Genomic DNA, 15919 nt, shown 5'->3' with positions numbered 1-15919 from the left:
ACGCCGTGGAACGCGTTTGGCAAGAGGCCGTGAAGGGGGACGATCGTTGAGACGCAAGGCACTACGCAACCGCCGGGGCTTCGTTGCCGCCGGGATCATCGTACTGCTGACCTGCGCGCTGCTGTTCCTGATGGCGCGACCGCCGATCTGCACTTGCGGCCATGTCGAGCTTTGGCATGGGGCACTGGACAGCGGTAACAGTCAGCATATCGCCGATTGGTACAGCCTAAGCCATGTGATCCACGGCTTCCTCTTTTACGCAGGCGCGTGGGCGTTGATGCGGCGGCAACCGATTGGCCCACGCTTTGCGCTGGCGGTGCTGGTCGAATCGGTCTGGGAGATATTGGAGAACTCGCCGATCATCATAGATCGCTACCGTGCGGCGACGATCGCGCTGGGCTATAGTGGCGACAGCATCCTGAATTCGATGAGCGATATCGGCATGATGGCGCTCGGCTTCCTTTTCGCGGCCCGCGCGCCGGTCGCCGTGACGATATGCGCGGGCATCGCACTGGAAATCATCGCACTAGTGGCGATCCGCGACAATCTTACGCTCAACGTGCTGATGCTGGCCTGGCCGATTGAAGCGGTAAAAAGCTGGCAATCAGCCCTTTAGGCCTTTTTCGTGCGGGCTTCGGTGATCGGCACCGGTTCGTTGCTAAGATCAGGCAGCGCCTTGACCGCGCGCTTGCGATCGACTTCGCGCTTCGTCTCATAAGCCTTGCCCGCCAAATAAGCGCCGGTAACGAACAGCGCGCCCAGCGGATAGCGCATGATCAACCGCTTGGCGCCCATGCCCGCGACGAGTCCAACCACGCCCTTCTTTCCGGTCGCCGCAGCAACGCGGGCCGCGACGACGGCCGCGCCCAGGCGTGCCGTCTTTCGCAGCAGCCCTGCCTTGCGCGGGGGGCGGACGGTGACAAGCGGCTGTTTGGAAGTGATCTTCTTCATATGGCGATCAATGTATCGCAGGACGGGCGGTTCCGCCAGTTCACACCATATTTTCCGGCCGGACCAGCCGATCAAAACTTTCCTCATCGATCAGGCCAAGGGCTAGCCCCGCTTCCTTGAGCGTGAGCCCTTCCGTATGCGCATGTTTCGCGATCTTTGCGGCGTTGTCATAGCCAATCTCGGGCGCGAGGGCGGTGACCAGCATCAGCGACCTGTAGACCAGTTCCGCAATGCGCTTCTCGTTCGCTTCCAGCCCCTCGACACAGCGTTCGGCAAAGCTGTCCATGCCGACGCTCAGCAGATGGATGGAACGCAGGACGGCAGCGCCGATCATAGGTTTGAAGACATTCAATTCCAGATGCCCCTGAAGGCCCCCGACCGTCACGGCCTGATGGTTGCCGATTACCTGTGCGGCCACCATGGTCAGCATCTCGCACTGGGTTGGATTGACCTTGCCAGGCATGATGGAACTGCCCGGTTCATTGGCGGGAAGATCCAATTCGCCGAGCCCGGAACGCGGCCCGCTGCCAAGCAGGCGGATGTCGTTGGCGATCTTGGTGAGCGCGACGGCCAGCGTGGCGAGGGTCGAAGAGAGATGCACCAGCGGATCGTTGGAGGCGAGCGCCTCGAACTTGTTATCCGCCGTGCGGAACGGCAAGCCGGTGATCGCCGCAATCTCCCTTGCCATGGCGACGTCAAAGCCCTCGGGCGCGTTGAGTCCAGTGCCCACGGCCGTTCCGCCCTGAGCCAGTAACATCATCCCGTGCATCACGGCAGGCTCGATCCGATTGCGACAGCGGTACAGCTGATGGGCATAGCCCGAAAATTCCTGCCCCAGCGTCAGCGGCGTTGCGTCCTGAAGATGGGTGCGGCCGATCTTCACGATGCCGCCCCAGGCCTGCGCCTTGTCATCCAGCGCCTTGTGAAGCCGGTCGAGCGCGGGGAAGAACTGCTCCATAGCGGCGCGGGCGGCGGCGATGTGAAGCGCGGTGGGAAAGCTATCGTTGGACGACTGCCCCATATTCACATGGTCGTTCGGATGAACCGGCGACTTGCCACCCCGCTTGCCTGTCAGCGCTTCATTGGCAATGCCCGCGACCACCTCATTCACATTCATGTTGGATTGCGTACCGCTGCCCGTCTGCCAGATGACGAGCGGGAATTGATCGTCATGATCGCCCGCGATCACTCGGGCGGAGGCCGCCTCTATCGCCTCGGCCAGTTCCGGCGCCAATCCTTCCGCGCGATTAACCCGCGCCGCAGCCTGTTTGACGATGGCGAGCGCGTGAACGATCCCGATCGGCATGCGCTCCATCGCTCCGAAGGGAAAATTCTCGATGCTGCGCTGGGTCTGCGCGCCCCAATAGGCGCTTGCGGGCACTTCTACAGCACCAATGCTGTCGGTTTCCGTGCGGCTTTCCATGCAAAGGCTCCCGGAACGTAAAGTCAGGAAACCAATCTGGGAGGTATGACGGCTATCCGCCAGCCCTTATTTCTTCTTGCCGAAATCCACAGTCACGACGTTGGAGCCGTCTTCGGTCGTGACCAGCGGCGCGTCATTCTCTGCTTCCTCGTGCGGCTCGGGCAATCCGTCCGACTGCACCTGGAACTGGAGCGCGAAATTCACCGCGGGGTCCACGAAGGCAGTGATGGCGGCAAAGGGTATTACAAGATGCGACGCAACCTGATTGAATGTAAGGCTGACCTCGAACCCGTCGCTGCTGACTTTCAGATCCCAGAATTTATTCTGAAGGACGATCGTCATCTCGTCCGGGAACCGTTCCACCAATTGCTTGGGGATCGCGACTCCGGGAGCCTGCGTCTTGAAGGTGATGTAGAAATGATGCGAACCCGGCAGACCGCCAGAATGCTCGACTTCGCCCAGCACGCGGCCGACCACGGCACGCAGCGCCTCCTGCACGATTTCGTCGTAGGGAATCAGGCTGTCAGGCAAGTCGTCGCTCATCCCCCATTGTCCTAACGGCGCGGCGCGGCGGGTCAAGTGCGCCCCGCACATGCAACGCCACATTGCATGCCACCCCCACTTCGGTATAGGGCGCAGCCATGCGCACCGCCGAAATTCACCGCAACACTGCGGAAACGCAGATCGACGTGACCGTCAATCTCGACGGAACGGGCATCTATACCGTCTCCACCGGCATCGGCTTTCTCGATCACATGATCGAGCAGCTGTCGCGCCATTCGCTGATCGACATGACAGTCAGCACGGTCGGCGACCTGCATGTCGACCAGCATCACACGACCGAGGATACGGCGATCGCCATTGGCGAGGCTGTGGCAAAGGCCTTGGGCGACAAGCGCGGCATCACCCGTTACGGCAGCGTCTATTCGCCGATGGACGAGACGCTTTCGCGCGTGTCACTCGACATTTCAGGCCGTCCCTGGCTGGTGTTCAACGCGCCCTTCACGGTGCAGCGCCTCGGCGAATGGGATACCGAGATGATCGAACACTGGTTCCACAGCTTCGCGCAGGCTGCCGGGATCACGCTGCACGTCGAAAATCTCTATGGCAGCAACAATCACCACATCGTGGAAAGCTGCTTCAAGGGGCTCGCCCGCGCGCTGCGGCAGGCGGTCGAGATCGATCCGCGCAAGGCGGACGCAATTCCGTCCACCAAGGGGATGTTGTGACTGCGCTAGCCCTCATCGATTACGGCGCAGGCAACCTCCATTCGGTCCATAATGCCCTGCGCAAGGCGGGGGCAGAGGATGCCGTCATCACCACCGACCCCGAGGTAGTGGCGAAGGCTGACCGTATCGTCCTGCCCGGCGTCGGGGCTTTCCGCGCGTGCATGGATGCGCTGTCCGCCATTCCCGGCATGATCGGCGCGATGAACGAGGCGGTGGGCCAGCGCGGCACGCCCTTCCTTGGCGTGTGCGTCGGCATGCAATTGCTGGCAGACGCGGGCGAAGAGTTCGGACGGCATGAAGGATTGGGCTGGGTTCCCGGCACAGTGCGACTGATCGAGCCGACCGATCCCGCGATCAAGGTGCCGCACATGGGCTGGAACAAGGTCGTGCTGAACGGCGCGCCGCCTCTGCTGGAGCCGGGCGAAGCCTATTTCCTGCACAGCTATCATTTCGAAGCCGCCGACCCTGCCCATGTCGCTGCCATCACCGATCATGGCGGCCCGCTGGTCGCTGCCGTCGCGCGTGACACGATCATCGGTTGCCAATTCCATCCGGAAAAGAGCCAGACCTATGGCCTTTCCTTCCTCTCCCGCTTTCTGGAGTGGCGTCCGTGACGCTAATCCGGGCGAGTGAAGAAATTCCGTGCTCCTGCGCAGGCAGGAGCCCAGCTCCAGCGTCCGATCTGGGCTCCTGCCTGCGCAGGAGCACGGTCGGCCTAATATATCGGTAGGTCCATGTCTCTCATCGTCTTCCCCGCCATCGACCTTAAAGGCGGCCAAGTTGTCCGCCTGGCAGAGGGCGACATGAACCGCGCCACCGTCTATGGCGACGACCCCGCCGCACAGGCGCTGATCTTCGCGGAGGCGGGGGCCGAGCATCTGCATGTCGTAGATCTTGATGGCAGCTTCGCAGGCCATGCGGTCAATGCCGAAGCGGTAGAGCGCATCGTCGAAGCCTTCCCCGGCCATGTTCAGCTCGGCGGCGGCATCCGAAACCGCGAGGCTGTGGAGCGCTGGTTCGACCTTGGCGTATCACGCATCGTCATCGGCACGGCCGCATTGAAGGACCCAGCGTTCGTCAAGGCGGCGGCGCGAGACTTTCCGGGCGGGATCGTGGTTGCCGTGGACGCACGAGACGGCTTCGTCGCGACCGATGGCTGGGCCGAAAAGTCCGACATGCCCGTCGCGGACCTCGCCCGCCGGTTCGAGGATGCGGGCGTCGCCAGCCTGCTCTTCACGGACGTAGGCCGGGACGGCTTGCTCAAGGGCTGCAACATCGACGCGACCGTCGAGTTGGCGCGTGGCACGGATATTCCGGTCATCGCAAGCGGCGGCGTGGCGGGGATCGCGGACATTCGCGTGCTCAGCCTGCACGCAGACGAAGGCATCGAAGGCGTCATCACTGGCCGCGCGCTTTATGACGGGCGGCTGGACCTGAAGGCGGCACTGGCAATCGCGAAGGCTGCGGCATGATAGTGTCAGCATCCGTTCGTATCGAGCGAAGTCGAGATACGGGTGCAATCGTGGTTCTCGACTGCGCTCGAACCGAGCGGCGGGGGGTGCGCCGCTCATGACGGTCTGTACCCGCGTCATCCCCTGCCTGGACGTCGCCAATGGCCGCGTGGTCAAGGGCGTGAACTTCGTTGACCTGCGCGACGCGGGTGACCCAGTGGAGCAGGCGCGGGTTTATGACGCGGCTGGCGCGGACGAGCTTTGCTTCCTCGACATCACCGCCACCCATGAAGCGCGAGGCACCATATTGGACGTGGTGCGCCGCACCGCCGAAGTCTGCTTCATGCCTGTCACCGTCGGCGGCGGCGTGCGCAGCCCGGAAGATGCCCGAGCCCTGCTGCTCGCGGGCGCCGACAAGGTGGCCGTCAACAGCGCGGCAGTCGCGCGCCCTGAAGTCGTGGCCGACATCGCCGACCGTTTCGGCAGTCAGTGCATCGTCGGATCGGTCGACGCCCGGCGCGTCGGCGACAACCGCTGGGAAATCTTCACCCATGGCGGCCGCAAGCCTACCGGCATCGACGCGGTCGAACATGCGGTACGGTTGGCGCAACTCGGCGCGGGCGAACTGCTCGTCACTTCCATGGACGGCGACGGCACGAAACAGGGCTATGACCTCGCCCTCACCCGCACTATCGCCGACGCGGTTTCCGTTCCCGTTATCGCCAGCGGCGGTGTCGGCACGCTCCAGCATCTGGTCGAAGGCGTGATCGAGGGTCATGCCAGCGCGGTGCTCGCCGCCTCCATCTTCCACTTTGGCCAGCATACAGTAGCCGAAGCGCATCAGGCGCTTGCTGCTGCGGGCGTGCCGGTCCGCGCGCGATAAGCAACTTTTCATTGACGGGCCGGGCGGCGAAGGCTTGATGGACGGCATGCGCTCGACACTCTTCGATCTTGAACAGACCATCCGGCAACGGCGGAAGGCTGACCCGTCCCAATCCTATGTCGCAAAACTGACCGCGCGAGGCAGGGGCAAGATCGCGCAGAAGGTCGGCGAAGAGGCGGTCGAGACCGTCATTGCCGCCATGGCATCCGATCGCGAAGGCGTGATCGGCGAAAGCTCCGATTTGCTGTTCCACCTGATGGTTCTCCTGGCAGACCTCGACATTCCGCTGGACGCCGTGCTCGATGAACTGGACCGCCGAGAAGGCGTATCCGGGATCGCGGAAAAGGCCGCGCGGCCCAAGGACTGATCGCCTGCCGGAAAGAAATCCTTCCATCGGCGTTTCCTGATCTGTCTCAAGGCAAACAGGGAGGATGACGGCTTATGGTAAGGACGATCGCGGGCGGCATATTGGGCGGCTTCGCTCTTTTCGTGATCCGCTTCCTCTTCTGGCAGACGCCGCTCAGCGCTTTGGCCTTTCACCGCACGGGCGAAGCGCCCGGCGCAAACCTTCAGGCGGCACTGGCGCAGTCTCTGACCCAGACCGGAACCGGAGTCTATATCGTCCCCGATCCGGCGACCGCGCAGGGCACCATCCTATATGGCAAGGGACCGATCGCGACGATCTTCTACAATGAGAGCGGCTTTCCGGTGACGGATAGTGCCGCGCTGATCGGCGGGCTCGTCCTGGCCCTGATCACCGGGGTACTCATCGCCATGGCGCTGAGATTCGCGGCTGCGGACTTCGGCAACCGCGCGCGCATCGCCCTGCTCTCCGCGCTCGTGGCCGTGTTGTGGCTGAACATAGGTCAGGCCGTCTTCAACCACGCGCATTGGGGATATAGTCTCTACCTTGCCTTCAGCGACTTCATCGCACTCGCCGTCGCAGGACTTATCGCGGCTCGGCTGATCGTGACGGCTCCTGTCGCATCGGTCAACGCTACGACAATGCACTAAGCCTCGTTCCCGCCTCCTCCGCTAGCCGGATCATGCAGGCGGCGTGACGTTCTGCCACTGCCATCCTGTCCTCGCCATAACCCCCGCCCATGGTGCTGGCGAGCGGGATGCCACGGCGACGCGCTTCCCGCATGACGGTGCGGTCCCGCGCTTCCAGCCCCGCATCGCTCAGCGCCAGTCGCCCCAGCCTGTCGTCAGCATGCGGATCGACCCCGGCTTGATACAGGATCAGGTCGGGGCCAAAGCCATCAAGCGTCTGGGGCAGCACCTCCATGAGCGCCGCAAGATAATCGGCGTCACCCACCCCGTCGGGAAGCGCTACGTCCAACGACGACCGCATCTTGCGCACGGGGAAATTCCTCTCCGCATGGACGGACAGCGTGAAAACATCGTCCCGCCCCTCCATCAGCTGCGCGGTGCCATCGCCCTGATGCACGTCGAGGTCGAGAATCAACACCCGCCGCGCGTCCCCTTCCCCGATCAGTCGATTCGCCGCGATGGCCAGGTCATTGAACACGCAATAACCCGCGCCGCTGTCGTAAAGCGCATGATGACTGCCCCCGGCCGCGTTGGCGGCATAGGCATGAAGCATCGCCAGCTTGGCCGCGGCCCAGGTTCCGCCGGGAGACAGCATGGACCGCCGCATCACCCGTTCATTCACCGCAAAACCGATCCGCCGTTCCTTTTCGGGCGGCACATTCAGGCTGGCAACTTCCTCTACATAGGCGGCATCGTGCACGGCCTCGATCCAGTGGCGGGGCATGATCGCGGGTTCATGGACGGTAAAGGCGGCGCCACTTACCCTAAGTGCTTCCATAACCAGCCCATATTTATCAAAACGAAAGCGGCTGCCGCCTGTGGCAGGGGAAACATAGGCAGGATGGTGAACGACATGGAGCATCATCTTTTTTCCGCGATCTCGAGTTTGAACGATGAGGGCTTTGCGCTATCTGGTCCAGCATGAACCGTCCCAATTTGATCCGTTTCAGCCTCAGCTCACTCATGGGCCTTGCCGCAGCACCCGTGCTCGCGCAGCCGCCTGCGGTCGTGCCGACGCTGCCCGCGCCCACTCCGCCGGTCATCGCGCCGCCCGCTATGGTGACGCCGCCGCCCGTCCCCATCCCGGCTCCATCGGCCGCGCAGCAGGCTTGGCTCAACAATTGGTTGAAGGGCGGCGCTGAACAAGGCCTGATGGCGCGCAACAAGGCGACCGGCGTCCTGAGTGGCGACGCGTTGGTCACCGCCGTTCTCGACAGGGCCAAGGCGCTTAGCACCGGCAGGGTCGATACCGCCGACTTCCTGGACATCTGGGCCTTGCGCCCTGCGGCCGTGGATCCGCGCCCCGGCCTTGCCCGCGCCATTGCCGAAGACCGCCTGCCGCAATGGGCGGCCACCCTCACGCCGCCCTATTCGGGTTATGAGGGACTGCGCCGGGGCCTTGCCAATTATGAGCAAATCCGTGACGCCGGGGGCTGGCCGGTCCTTGGCGCGAAATCCGCGCCCGATGCGGTGCGCAACCGCCTCGCCATCGAGGACAAGGCTGTTCAGTCCGGCGAAAAGCTGTCCGACGCGCTTCAGCGGGCGCAGCGCCGCTATGGGTTGAACCCCACCGGCTTACTGGACGCCCGCACGCTCAAGGAACTCAATGTTCCGGTGAACGAACGCATCGCTGCCATCATGGCGAATATGGAACGCTGGCGCTGGATGCCGCGCCAGCTGCCGGTCAACCGCGTGCAGGTGAACATCGCCGCCGCCGTCCTCACCGTCTTCGAAGGCGATCAGCCCGTCACCTCTATGCGGGCGGTCACCGGATCGCCGGACAATGCGACGCCGATGCTGACCTCCAGCATCCATTCGATCGTCGTCAATCCGCCATGGAACGTCCCCTCCTCCATCGCGAAGAAGGAATTGTGGCCAAAGGGCCGCGCGGCCCTGCTGCGCCAGGGCTACAAGATCGTCGGCACGCCTGAGACCGGGGAGCGGATCGTTCAGCCAGCGGGTCCCGGCAGCGCGCTCGGGCGGTTGAAGTTCGACTTCAACAATCCCTTCGCCGTTTATCTGCACGACACGCCTGCCCGCGCAAAATTCTCAAGCTATGACCGGCTCGCCAGCCATGGATGCATCCGGCTTGAAAAGCCCGTTCCGCTCGCGGAATTGATGCTGCAAAGCGACCCCAACCTCGCTGGGAAGGTGCAATCGCTGATCGACACGGGCAAGACGCAGCGCGTGCAATTGCCGAAGGAAGTGGCGGTGTATCTGCTTTACTGGACCGCCTTTGCCAGCAGCAACGGCACCATGAACTTCCGGTCTGACCCCTATGGCTGGGACAAGCTGCTCGCCCAGAAGATCGAGGCATCCAGCCGTCGGCTCGATCCCACTGCCGCCCCGGCACCCACCATCGCATCGAAGGACTAAGACCCCATGCGCAAGATTGCCCTCGCCGTCCTCGCTGGCGCGCTCGCCCTCTCCGCCTGCGGGAAAAAGGAAGAACAAACGCCCGCGACCAACAACATGGTCGAACCGCCGGTTGAAAATGTGATCATCGAGGAACCGGAAGCTCCGCTGCCGCCAGCCAACAATGCTGCGCAAGCGCCGGAACCCGCGCCGCCGCCAAGCATTACCGAGAAACAGCAGATTCAGGACGATGCGGAAGCGACCGGCATGACCGCACGGCTGGACCAGTCGGCCGAGGGAAGCAATTCGACCAATTAAGCCGAAGGCTGGCCGCCTTCGGACGAACGGCGGCCGCCCATCTGCGCTCTGCCCTTTAAGCGGGCGAAGAGCTTTGCTATATTGCGATTCATGGATCGCCGCAGTTTTACGAAGGCCGCTTTAAGCGGACTTGCCTTTTCATTCCTAGCAGACAGCGCCGGACGCGCGGCCGTGACGGCCATGCCACAGCCTGCCGCGCCAGTCCCGCCGCCTGTCACCCCGCATCCGGTTACGCCCTTGGCGCAGCAGCCCTATGCGCGGCTGCTGGACCGGGCAAAGGCGGCGCTGGACGAACATGCGCATATGTTCGAACTGCGCGACCGGATCGCGCTAGCCGATTTCAACGCTCCTTCGCGTGAGTTGCGCTTCCACATCGTCGATCTGATCGGCGGTCATTCCAGTTCCTATCTGGTGGCTCATGGCCGGGGATCCGATCCGGGACATTCCGGTTGGCTCCAGACTTTCTCTAACGAGCCCAATTCACTGGCGAGTTCGGCGGGCGCGTACAAGACCGGACAAATTTACGAAGGGCAGCACGGTCGCGCCATGCGACTGGCAGGCCTCGATTCGCAGAACAACAATGCCGAGATACGCGCCATCGTGATCCACGGCGCCGATTATGTGAGCGAAGATCATATCGCGACTTGGGGCAAGATCGGCCGCAGCGAAGGCTGCTTCGCCGTCGCCCAGCATATGTTGCCGCAACTGCTGGGGCTGCTTGGCCCGGGCCGCATGGTTTATGCGAACAAGCTCACGGCAATGGGGGCTTGAAGTCAGGCGCTTCGACCGGCTGCCGCTACTGCTCATCTGAAGCAGAGCGGGATTAAATTGACCGCCTCCTCACACCGTTCGGGCTGAGGAGTTGGTGCCGATTGGTCTACCGCGCCACCAACTCGCAAAAGCGTCGGGCCATCGCGAACTCATCCCGCCGTCTGGCTGATCGGGCGGCGGCTTCGACATCCTCGCCCCACTGTTCGACTTCCCAGGCCTCATCTATTTCCGACGCGGTCCAGATCGTATCGGCATCATGCCCACCCTCGACGATCGCCAGGCCGCAGACCAGCGAACCCGAAAGGGTCACGAGCGTGGACAATCCCGCTAGCGTGAAGGGATCATAGGCTTTTACCGCCGCATCCAGCCGCTCCAAAGTCTCAGGCAGCTGATCGACCGGAATAATGCCTTGGGTCACGCGAAAGGTGACGTCATAACGCCGCCGCGCCCAGTCCAGCAGCGGGTCCCACGCCGCCGCCTCCCGCGACACCAGTTCCGCAGGCCCTTCGGCGCGGTAACAGAGCAGATCGCTGGTCCCGTAATTGGCGATGCCCGAAGCGAAGCTCTCGCGATTGGGCGCGATCTGGTCGATGGCCCCGTTGGCAAGGCCGGTGAAAGGCATCGAGCGCGGATCGACCATATCACCCTGCCCGCGCCATTCCTCGGCCACAGCCTCCGCCAACCCCGCGGTCGGCAGAGCCAGCGCCGCACGCGCGGGCGTTCGCACCGGGCGCCCGTCCAGCTGGATCTCACGCCCGGCCTCGCCGGAAATCACCGAGACATCCTTGTAGAAGCGCCTCACTGCGGCGGCCTCCGGAACAGGGCCAGCAGCAGGCGCGGCACTATGATGAACTGGAACAGGCCGACCAGCACGAAGATCATGCCCATCGCCTTGGCCTTGCTGCCCTGCACCCAGCTAAAACGCTCCATCAGGATGAGGAAGCCGAACATCACGAGCAGGGCACCCGAAAGGCGGAACATGCCAAGCGCGAAGTGACGCTGGCGCGCGACCTTTTCAGGATCGACGGGAGGGGGAGGAGGAAAGTCGGTCATGCTGCGCGGATATGGTTCCTGAGTTCATCGCTGTCCATCGCCACGGCATGCGCGCCAGCCGCAATGAGATCGGCGGGCAAATGATAGCCCCAACCGACCCCCAACGCCCTCGTCCCCGCGCTCAGCGCCATGTCGATGTCATAGCTGGTGTCGCCGATCATCACCGTCGTTTCCGGACTCGCGCCCGCTTCCGCCATGGCGGTCAGCAGCATGGACGGATGCGGCTTGGACGGATGCCGGTCGGCGGTCTGAAGCGTCACGAAATGCGCATCGATGCCATGATGCGCCAGGCAGAGGTTCAGCCCCCGATCCGACTTGCCAGTCGCCACGCCCAGCAGCCATCCGTCGGCATCCAGTTCCCGGATCAACTCGGCTATCCCCGGATATAGCGGCTCCGACACCGCATTATCGCGGCGCATCTGCTGGAAAGCGCGCTTGTAGCTTTCCGACAGATGGTCATGGAAATCCGCCTCCGCTTCCGGCAGCAATCGCGCGATCGCCAACGGCAGCGACAGGCCAACCACGGACAGGATCGTCATCCGATCAGGCGCAGCCAGCTTCTCGCCCTCAAACGCCAGCGTCATGGCCGCGCAGATGCTGTGCTGGCTATCGACCAGAGTGCCGTCGCAATCGAAAACGGCAAGGCGGTTGCTCATTTCTTGCAGGGGCTCCCGCTACCACCCGATCCGCGCGACCGCCGTTCCCCACGACGCTCCTTGCGCCATTGCTTGGCATGGGCACGCGCCGCCTTCTTCTCATCCTCGCGGGTTGGCGCGCGGGCGATTTCCTCGTCCAGCGGCAGGTCACCCGCATTGATGTCGAAGCCCAGCGAAATCAGGCTAGCCGCGAAATGCTCGGGCAGATCGGCACGCACATCGACCCGCCCACCATCGGGATGATCGACACGGATGCGGCGGGCGTGCAGGTGCATCTTCCGGCTGATCGAGCCAGACAGGAACGCTTCCTTGCCGCCATATTTGCCGTCGCCGACAATCGGATGCCCGATAGCCGCCATATGCACGCGCAACTGGTGCGTGCGACCCGTATGCGGTTGCAGTTCGACCCAGGCGGCCCGGTTCCCCGCGCGCTCGATCACGCGGTAGCGCGAGCGGGCGGGCATCCCCTCTTCCTCATCAACATGCATTTTCTCGCCGCCGGTGCCGGGCTGCTTGGCGATGGGCAACTCGATCATGCCGTCATTGATCGAGGGCACGCCCATGACGATCGCCCAATAAACCTTGCGCGCGGTGCGGCTGGAAAAAGCCTTCGCGAAATAAGCCGCCGACCGCGCCGTGCGGGCAACCAGCAACGCGCCGGAGGTGTCCTTGTCCAGCCGATGGACCAGCTTGGGCCGCTGATCCAGCTCATATTCCAAAGCGTCGAGCAGGCCATCGACATGCTCATCGGTCTTGGTGCCGCCCTGCGTCGCCAGGCCCGGCGGCTTGTTGATGACGATCGCCTGCGCGTCGCGATGGATCACCATATTCTGTGCGAAACTGATCTCGTCTTCGCTCAATTCCGGCCGGACGCGGCGAGGCTTGGCGGTCTCGGCGGCTTTGGGCTCGGCAGGAGGAACGCGGATGAGCTGCCCCTCGGCCACGCGATCGCCCGGTGCGGCGCGCGCGCCATCAACTCGCAACTGACCCGTGCGAGACCAGCGCGACACGCTGTTGAAGCCGATGTCGGGCAAATGCCGCTGGAACCAGCGATCCAGCCGGATGCCATCATCGTCCGCGCCCACGCGGAACTGACGCACGTCCAGCGAAACGCCTTTACCCGCAGCAGCAGCCTTGGGCGCAGCAACCTTGGGCGCTGCGACCTTGGGCGTTGTAGGCCTGGCGGGAGTTTTCGCCGGTGACCTCGGCGCATCAGGCTTGCGCGCCCGCGCCGCCTTTGCGCCACCACGAGCGCGGCCGGGCGCGCCACCGCCGGGCTTGCCTCCGCGCGAAGGACCGGAAGGCTTGCCGGGAGGACGCCCCTTCATGCCACGCTCCGCATCATGCCAAGGCCAAGGACCAGCGCGCCGACCGCCGCGATGACTGACAGGGCGGCATAGCTCATCGCCATGCCCAACTGCCCGCGCTCGATCATCAGCACTGTCTCCAGACTGAATGAGGAAAATGTCGTGAAGCCGCCAAGCAGCCCGACCGCCAGCAACAGGCGCAGGGCCTCACCCGATGCACTGCCGAACCTTGCCAGCCAGCCCGCAAGGAGACCCATGGCAAAACCGCCCAGCACGTTCGCGGCAAAGGTGCCCCAGGGCCACTGCACACCCGGCAGCATGTGACCGGCAAAGCGGCCCAGCTGATAGCGTGCCAGCGCGCCAACCGCGCCGCCGCCCATGACAAGGAGGATATTGTTCATCCCGCCCGCCCTAGAGGCAAATTGCGGTAAAGAAAATGGCGGCGCGCGCCTTTCTGCGCGCTTACCGTCCCTTGTCGGCGATTATATCGACATTCGTCCGCCCGCCCGATGCATTGGTGAAGACCAGCAGGAAAGCGGCGCCGTCATCCTTGCGCGTACCGCCGAGCACATGATCGCCGCCCATAACCGTGTGTTCGGCGTCAAAGCCGGAACGCCGCGCCTGCGTATAATAATAGTCCATGACGTTCTGGCGGGGCACCGGCGTCACAAAAGTGGCCGCGCGCAGCGTGCAACCATTTTTGTCCGCGCCCGCCGCCTCCGTCAGTTTGGCACCTGGATAAATGCCGAAGGGATCGGGCAGGCGGCTGGCCCACTGCATGCCGTAGGCCAGTTGCTTGCGGCAGAAGACATTGCCGCCCGGCTTGTCCTGACCTTGAGCGGCGGAGGCCAGCGCAGCCGCCGGTTCCTTCCCCTCACCTGCCGTTGAAGCAGGGGTCGCGAGCAGCTTACCACCCGCAAGCTTCACCGATTCGGCCAGTGCCTTGGCCGCATCGCCACTAAGCTTCGGCAAACCCGCGATCGCCGGGCGTCCGGATTGCCCCGTCAATTTGGGATCGACCGTGATCTTCCCACCCAATGCTTCCTGAAGGGCAGGGTCCACGGCATTATTGGTCAGCTGGGCGTCGAGGGCGTTAAGATCAGCCTCCTTGTCCCCCTTCCCGCAACTCGCCAATGGCAGCGCGAGCAGCACGGCAAGGGCATAGACAGAACGGAAAGGCGGCATGGCTTAACTCCTTTGTAAACAAGAGGTGAATGTCAGGAGTTAATTTTCCGTTAGTGATTTTGGTAAATCGCTAAATTTTCCCATACCATTAAGATGCGAATGGCATCCGCGCCCATCTTGTCTCCGCGCCGAACAAGGCCCATCTCATCGCGATGCTAAACGTCCTCTCGGTCCTGATCGGCCTTTTCGCCCTCCTGCTGATGATCCCGGCTTTCCTGCCGCTTTTGGGGATCGCCAACTGGCTGCTGGTGCCGATCGCGCTGTTTGGCGCCGTGATCGGGATATTATCGACGCGTAACAGCGGCCGCAACCTGTGCCTCATTGTCGCGGCGATCGGGGCGTTCCGCCTGTTCATGGGCGGAGGCATTTTCTGAACCCGCATGATCAGCAGCTAAGGACGGGCTTGCTCGCTGCGGTGGCGGCCTATGGGCTCTGGGGCCTGCTGCCTATCTTTTTCAAGCTGCTCCACGCCGTGACCCCGGTCGAGGTCGTGGCGCAGCGGGTCATATGGTCGCTCATCCTGATCGTCGGCGTGCTCGCGGCACGGCGGAAACTGGGCGCGCTTGGAGCAGCATTGCGCGACAGGCGGATCGTCCTGCCCCTCACCGCATCCGCGCTGTTCATCGGGTTCAACTGGCTGGTTTATGTATGGTCGGTCAATAACGGCCACGTCATCGCTGCCAGCCTTGGCTATTTCCTCAATCCACTGGTCAATGTCGCGCTCGGCGTCCTGGTGCTGAAGGAACGGCTGCGGCGCGGGCAAACCATCGCCATCGCGATCGCTGCGGTGGGTGTCGCCATCATGGCGGCGGCGGCCTTCACCACCCTGTGGATCAGCATCGGTCTAGCCGTCAGCTTTGCCTTGTACGGCCTTGTCCGCAAATTGACCCCGGTTGCGCCGATGGTTGGCCTGGGCGCGGAAACGCTGCTGCTCGCGCCGCTCGCTCTTGCATATCTGCTATGGCTGTGGGGCCATGGCGGCATCAGCCTTGGGCGGGACAGCTATACCAGCAGCCTTTTGATCTTCTCGGGCGCGCTGACGACGGTGCCGCTGATCCTGTTCGCCATGGCTGCTCAGCGCCTGCCGCTTACGACGCTGGGCCTCATCCAATATCTCGCGCCCACGCTGCAATTCCTGTGCGGCGTGCTGCTCTATGGCGAGAAACTGACACAGGGCCAGATGATCAGCTTCGCACTGATCTGGCTGGGCCTCATCCTGTTTGCGACAGACAGCTTCGCCGCCGCCCGCAAGAACAGGCTGGCGGCGGCGTAGCGAGTTAGCGC

The 15919-nt window shown here is 63.5% G+C and carries 22 protein-coding genes; 12 read left to right on the top strand and 10 right to left on the bottom strand.

The window, feature by feature from the left end:
* Nucleotides 1-16 precede the first annotated feature (16 nt).
* The gene (locus AC6JBC_RS06380; RefSeq protein WP_498025953.1) at nt 17-616 is read left to right on the top strand and encodes a DUF2585 domain-containing protein; all 600 of its coding nucleotides are present in this window, start codon (nt 17-19) and stop codon (nt 614-616) included.
* Here AC6JBC_RS06380 and AC6JBC_RS06375 read toward each other — a convergent pair.
* From AC6JBC_RS06375 to AC6JBC_RS06365, 3 genes are all read right to left on the bottom strand, one after another.
* Entirely contained in the window at nt 613-951 is a 339-nt protein-coding gene (locus AC6JBC_RS06375; RefSeq protein WP_449473171.1) for a hypothetical protein, read from the bottom strand. The two genes, AC6JBC_RS06380 and AC6JBC_RS06375, sit on opposite strands and share 4 nt — an antisense overlap.
* 40 nt (nt 952-991) lie before the next feature.
* Nucleotides 992-2374, bottom strand: coding sequence for a class II fumarate hydratase (fumC, locus tag AC6JBC_RS06370; RefSeq protein WP_498025952.1), 1383 nt, complete (start codon nt 2372-2374; stop codon nt 992-994).
* A gap of 66 nt (nt 2375-2440) precedes the next feature.
* Entirely contained in the window at nt 2441-2917 is a 477-nt protein-coding gene (locus AC6JBC_RS06365; RefSeq protein WP_449473174.1) for an SspB family protein, read from the bottom strand.
* A 98-nt stretch (nt 2918-3015) separates the two neighbouring features.
* On the opposite strand from AC6JBC_RS06365, the gene hisB reads away from it, so the two are divergent.
* The 6 genes from hisB (at nt 3016) to AC6JBC_RS06335 (ending at nt 6951) form a co-directional block, all read left to right on the top strand.
* A complete protein-coding gene (hisB, locus tag AC6JBC_RS06360; RefSeq protein ID WP_196225873.1) occupies nt 3016-3603 on the top strand; it encodes an imidazoleglycerol-phosphate dehydratase HisB in 588 nt (195 codons plus the stop codon).
* Nucleotides 3600-4217: an imidazole glycerol phosphate synthase subunit HisH gene (hisH, locus tag AC6JBC_RS06355; RefSeq protein WP_498025951.1), complete on the top strand. Its 618-nt coding sequence runs from the start codon at nt 3600-3602 to the stop codon at nt 4215-4217. Before hisB ends, hisH begins: the two co-directional genes overlap by 4 nt.
* 120 nt (nt 4218-4337) lie before the next feature.
* Nucleotides 4338-5075, top strand: a complete 738-nt coding sequence (hisA, locus tag AC6JBC_RS06350) for a 1-(5-phosphoribosyl)-5-[(5-phosphoribosylamino)methylideneamino]imidazole-4-carboxamide isomerase (RefSeq protein ID WP_196225871.1) — start codon at nt 4338-4340, stop codon at nt 5073-5075.
* Nucleotides 5076-5172: 97 nt separating this feature from the next.
* A complete protein-coding gene (hisF, locus tag AC6JBC_RS06345; RefSeq protein ID WP_498025950.1) occupies nt 5173-5937 on the top strand; it encodes an imidazole glycerol phosphate synthase subunit HisF in 765 nt (254 codons plus the stop codon).
* Nucleotides 5938-5983: 46 nt separating this feature from the next.
* A complete protein-coding gene (locus tag AC6JBC_RS06340) occupies nt 5984-6304 on the top strand; it encodes a phosphoribosyl-ATP diphosphatase (protein WP_498025949.1) in 321 nt (106 codons plus the stop codon).
* Between the two features lie 74 nt (nt 6305-6378).
* On the top strand, nt 6379-6951 hold the full coding sequence (locus AC6JBC_RS06335) for a hypothetical protein (RefSeq protein ID WP_498025948.1): 573 nt from the start codon (nt 6379-6381) through the stop codon (nt 6949-6951).
* Here the strand turns inward: AC6JBC_RS06335 and AC6JBC_RS06330 are convergent.
* Nucleotides 6935-7852: a histone deacetylase family protein gene (locus AC6JBC_RS06330; RefSeq protein WP_498026014.1), complete on the bottom strand. Its 918-nt coding sequence runs from the start codon at nt 7850-7852 to the stop codon at nt 6935-6937. The genes AC6JBC_RS06335 and AC6JBC_RS06330 overlap by 17 nt on opposite strands.
* A gap of 59 nt (nt 7853-7911) precedes the next feature.
* Between AC6JBC_RS06330 and AC6JBC_RS06325 the strand changes: the two genes are divergently transcribed.
* The 3 genes from AC6JBC_RS06325 to AC6JBC_RS06315 all read left to right on the top strand — a co-directional run bounded on the left by AC6JBC_RS06325 (nt 7912) and on the right by AC6JBC_RS06315 (nt 10434).
* Nucleotides 7912-9366: a L,D-transpeptidase family protein gene (locus AC6JBC_RS06325; RefSeq protein WP_498025947.1), complete on the top strand. Its 1455-nt coding sequence runs from the start codon at nt 7912-7914 to the stop codon at nt 9364-9366.
* Nucleotides 9367-9372: 6 nt separating this feature from the next.
* Nucleotides 9373-9663 (top strand): hypothetical protein, encoded by a 291-nt coding sequence (locus AC6JBC_RS06320; RefSeq protein ID WP_464788561.1) that lies wholly within the window; start codon nt 9373-9375, stop codon nt 9661-9663.
* A gap of 90 nt (nt 9664-9753) precedes the next feature.
* On the top strand, nt 9754-10434 hold the full coding sequence (locus AC6JBC_RS06315) for a murein L,D-transpeptidase catalytic domain-containing protein (protein WP_498025946.1): 681 nt from the start codon (nt 9754-9756) through the stop codon (nt 10432-10434).
* A gap of 106 nt (nt 10435-10540) precedes the next feature.
* On the opposite strand, the gene AC6JBC_RS06310 is transcribed toward AC6JBC_RS06315, so the two are convergent.
* The 6 genes from AC6JBC_RS06310 to AC6JBC_RS06285 all read right to left on the bottom strand — a co-directional run bounded on the left by AC6JBC_RS06310 (nt 10541) and on the right by AC6JBC_RS06285 (nt 14635).
* Nucleotides 10541-11236, bottom strand: coding sequence for an ATP12 family chaperone protein (locus tag AC6JBC_RS06310; RefSeq protein WP_498025945.1), 696 nt, complete (start codon nt 11234-11236; stop codon nt 10541-10543).
* Nucleotides 11233-11487, bottom strand: coding sequence for a hypothetical protein (locus AC6JBC_RS06305; protein ID WP_464791976.1), 255 nt, complete (start codon nt 11485-11487; stop codon nt 11233-11235). The genes AC6JBC_RS06310 and AC6JBC_RS06305 overlap by 4 nt, the downstream gene beginning before the upstream one ends.
* A complete protein-coding gene (locus tag AC6JBC_RS06300; RefSeq protein ID WP_498025944.1) occupies nt 11484-12143 on the bottom strand; it encodes an HAD-IA family hydrolase in 660 nt (219 codons plus the stop codon). Before AC6JBC_RS06300 ends, AC6JBC_RS06305 begins: the two co-directional genes overlap by 4 nt.
* Nucleotides 12140-13471: an RluA family pseudouridine synthase gene (locus AC6JBC_RS06295; RefSeq protein WP_498025943.1), complete on the bottom strand. Its 1332-nt coding sequence runs from the start codon at nt 13469-13471 to the stop codon at nt 12140-12142. Before AC6JBC_RS06295 ends, AC6JBC_RS06300 begins: the two co-directional genes overlap by 4 nt.
* Nucleotides 13468-13851 carry a fluoride efflux transporter CrcB gene (gene crcB / locus AC6JBC_RS06290; protein WP_196225860.1) on the bottom strand — a complete coding sequence of 128 codons (384 nt, stop codon included), beginning with the start codon at nt 13849-13851 and terminating at the stop codon, nt 13468-13470. The genes AC6JBC_RS06295 and crcB overlap by 4 nt, the downstream gene beginning before the upstream one ends.
* Before the next feature lie 61 nt (nt 13852-13912).
* Complete coding sequence (locus tag AC6JBC_RS06285) at nt 13913-14635, bottom strand: hypothetical protein (protein ID WP_498025942.1); 723 nt, start codon at nt 14633-14635, stop codon at nt 13913-13915.
* Between the two features lie 152 nt (nt 14636-14787).
* Here AC6JBC_RS06285 and AC6JBC_RS06280 point away from each other — a divergent pair, with 152 nt between their 5' ends.
* Both AC6JBC_RS06280 and rarD read left to right on the top strand, forming a co-directional pair.
* Complete coding sequence (locus AC6JBC_RS06280) at nt 14788-15009, top strand: hypothetical protein (protein WP_464802775.1); 222 nt, start codon at nt 14788-14790, stop codon at nt 15007-15009.
* A gap of 29 nt (nt 15010-15038) precedes the next feature.
* Nucleotides 15039-15908, top strand: coding sequence for an EamA family transporter RarD (rarD, locus tag AC6JBC_RS06275; RefSeq protein WP_498025941.1), 870 nt, complete (start codon nt 15039-15041; stop codon nt 15906-15908).
* Nucleotides 15909-15919: the final 11 nt, after the last annotated feature.

The organism is Sphingobium sp. RC1 (assembly GCF_059738765.1).
The sequence above is the reverse complement of the archived record's forward strand: the minus strand, read 5'-3'. Positions and strand labels throughout refer to the sequence as shown.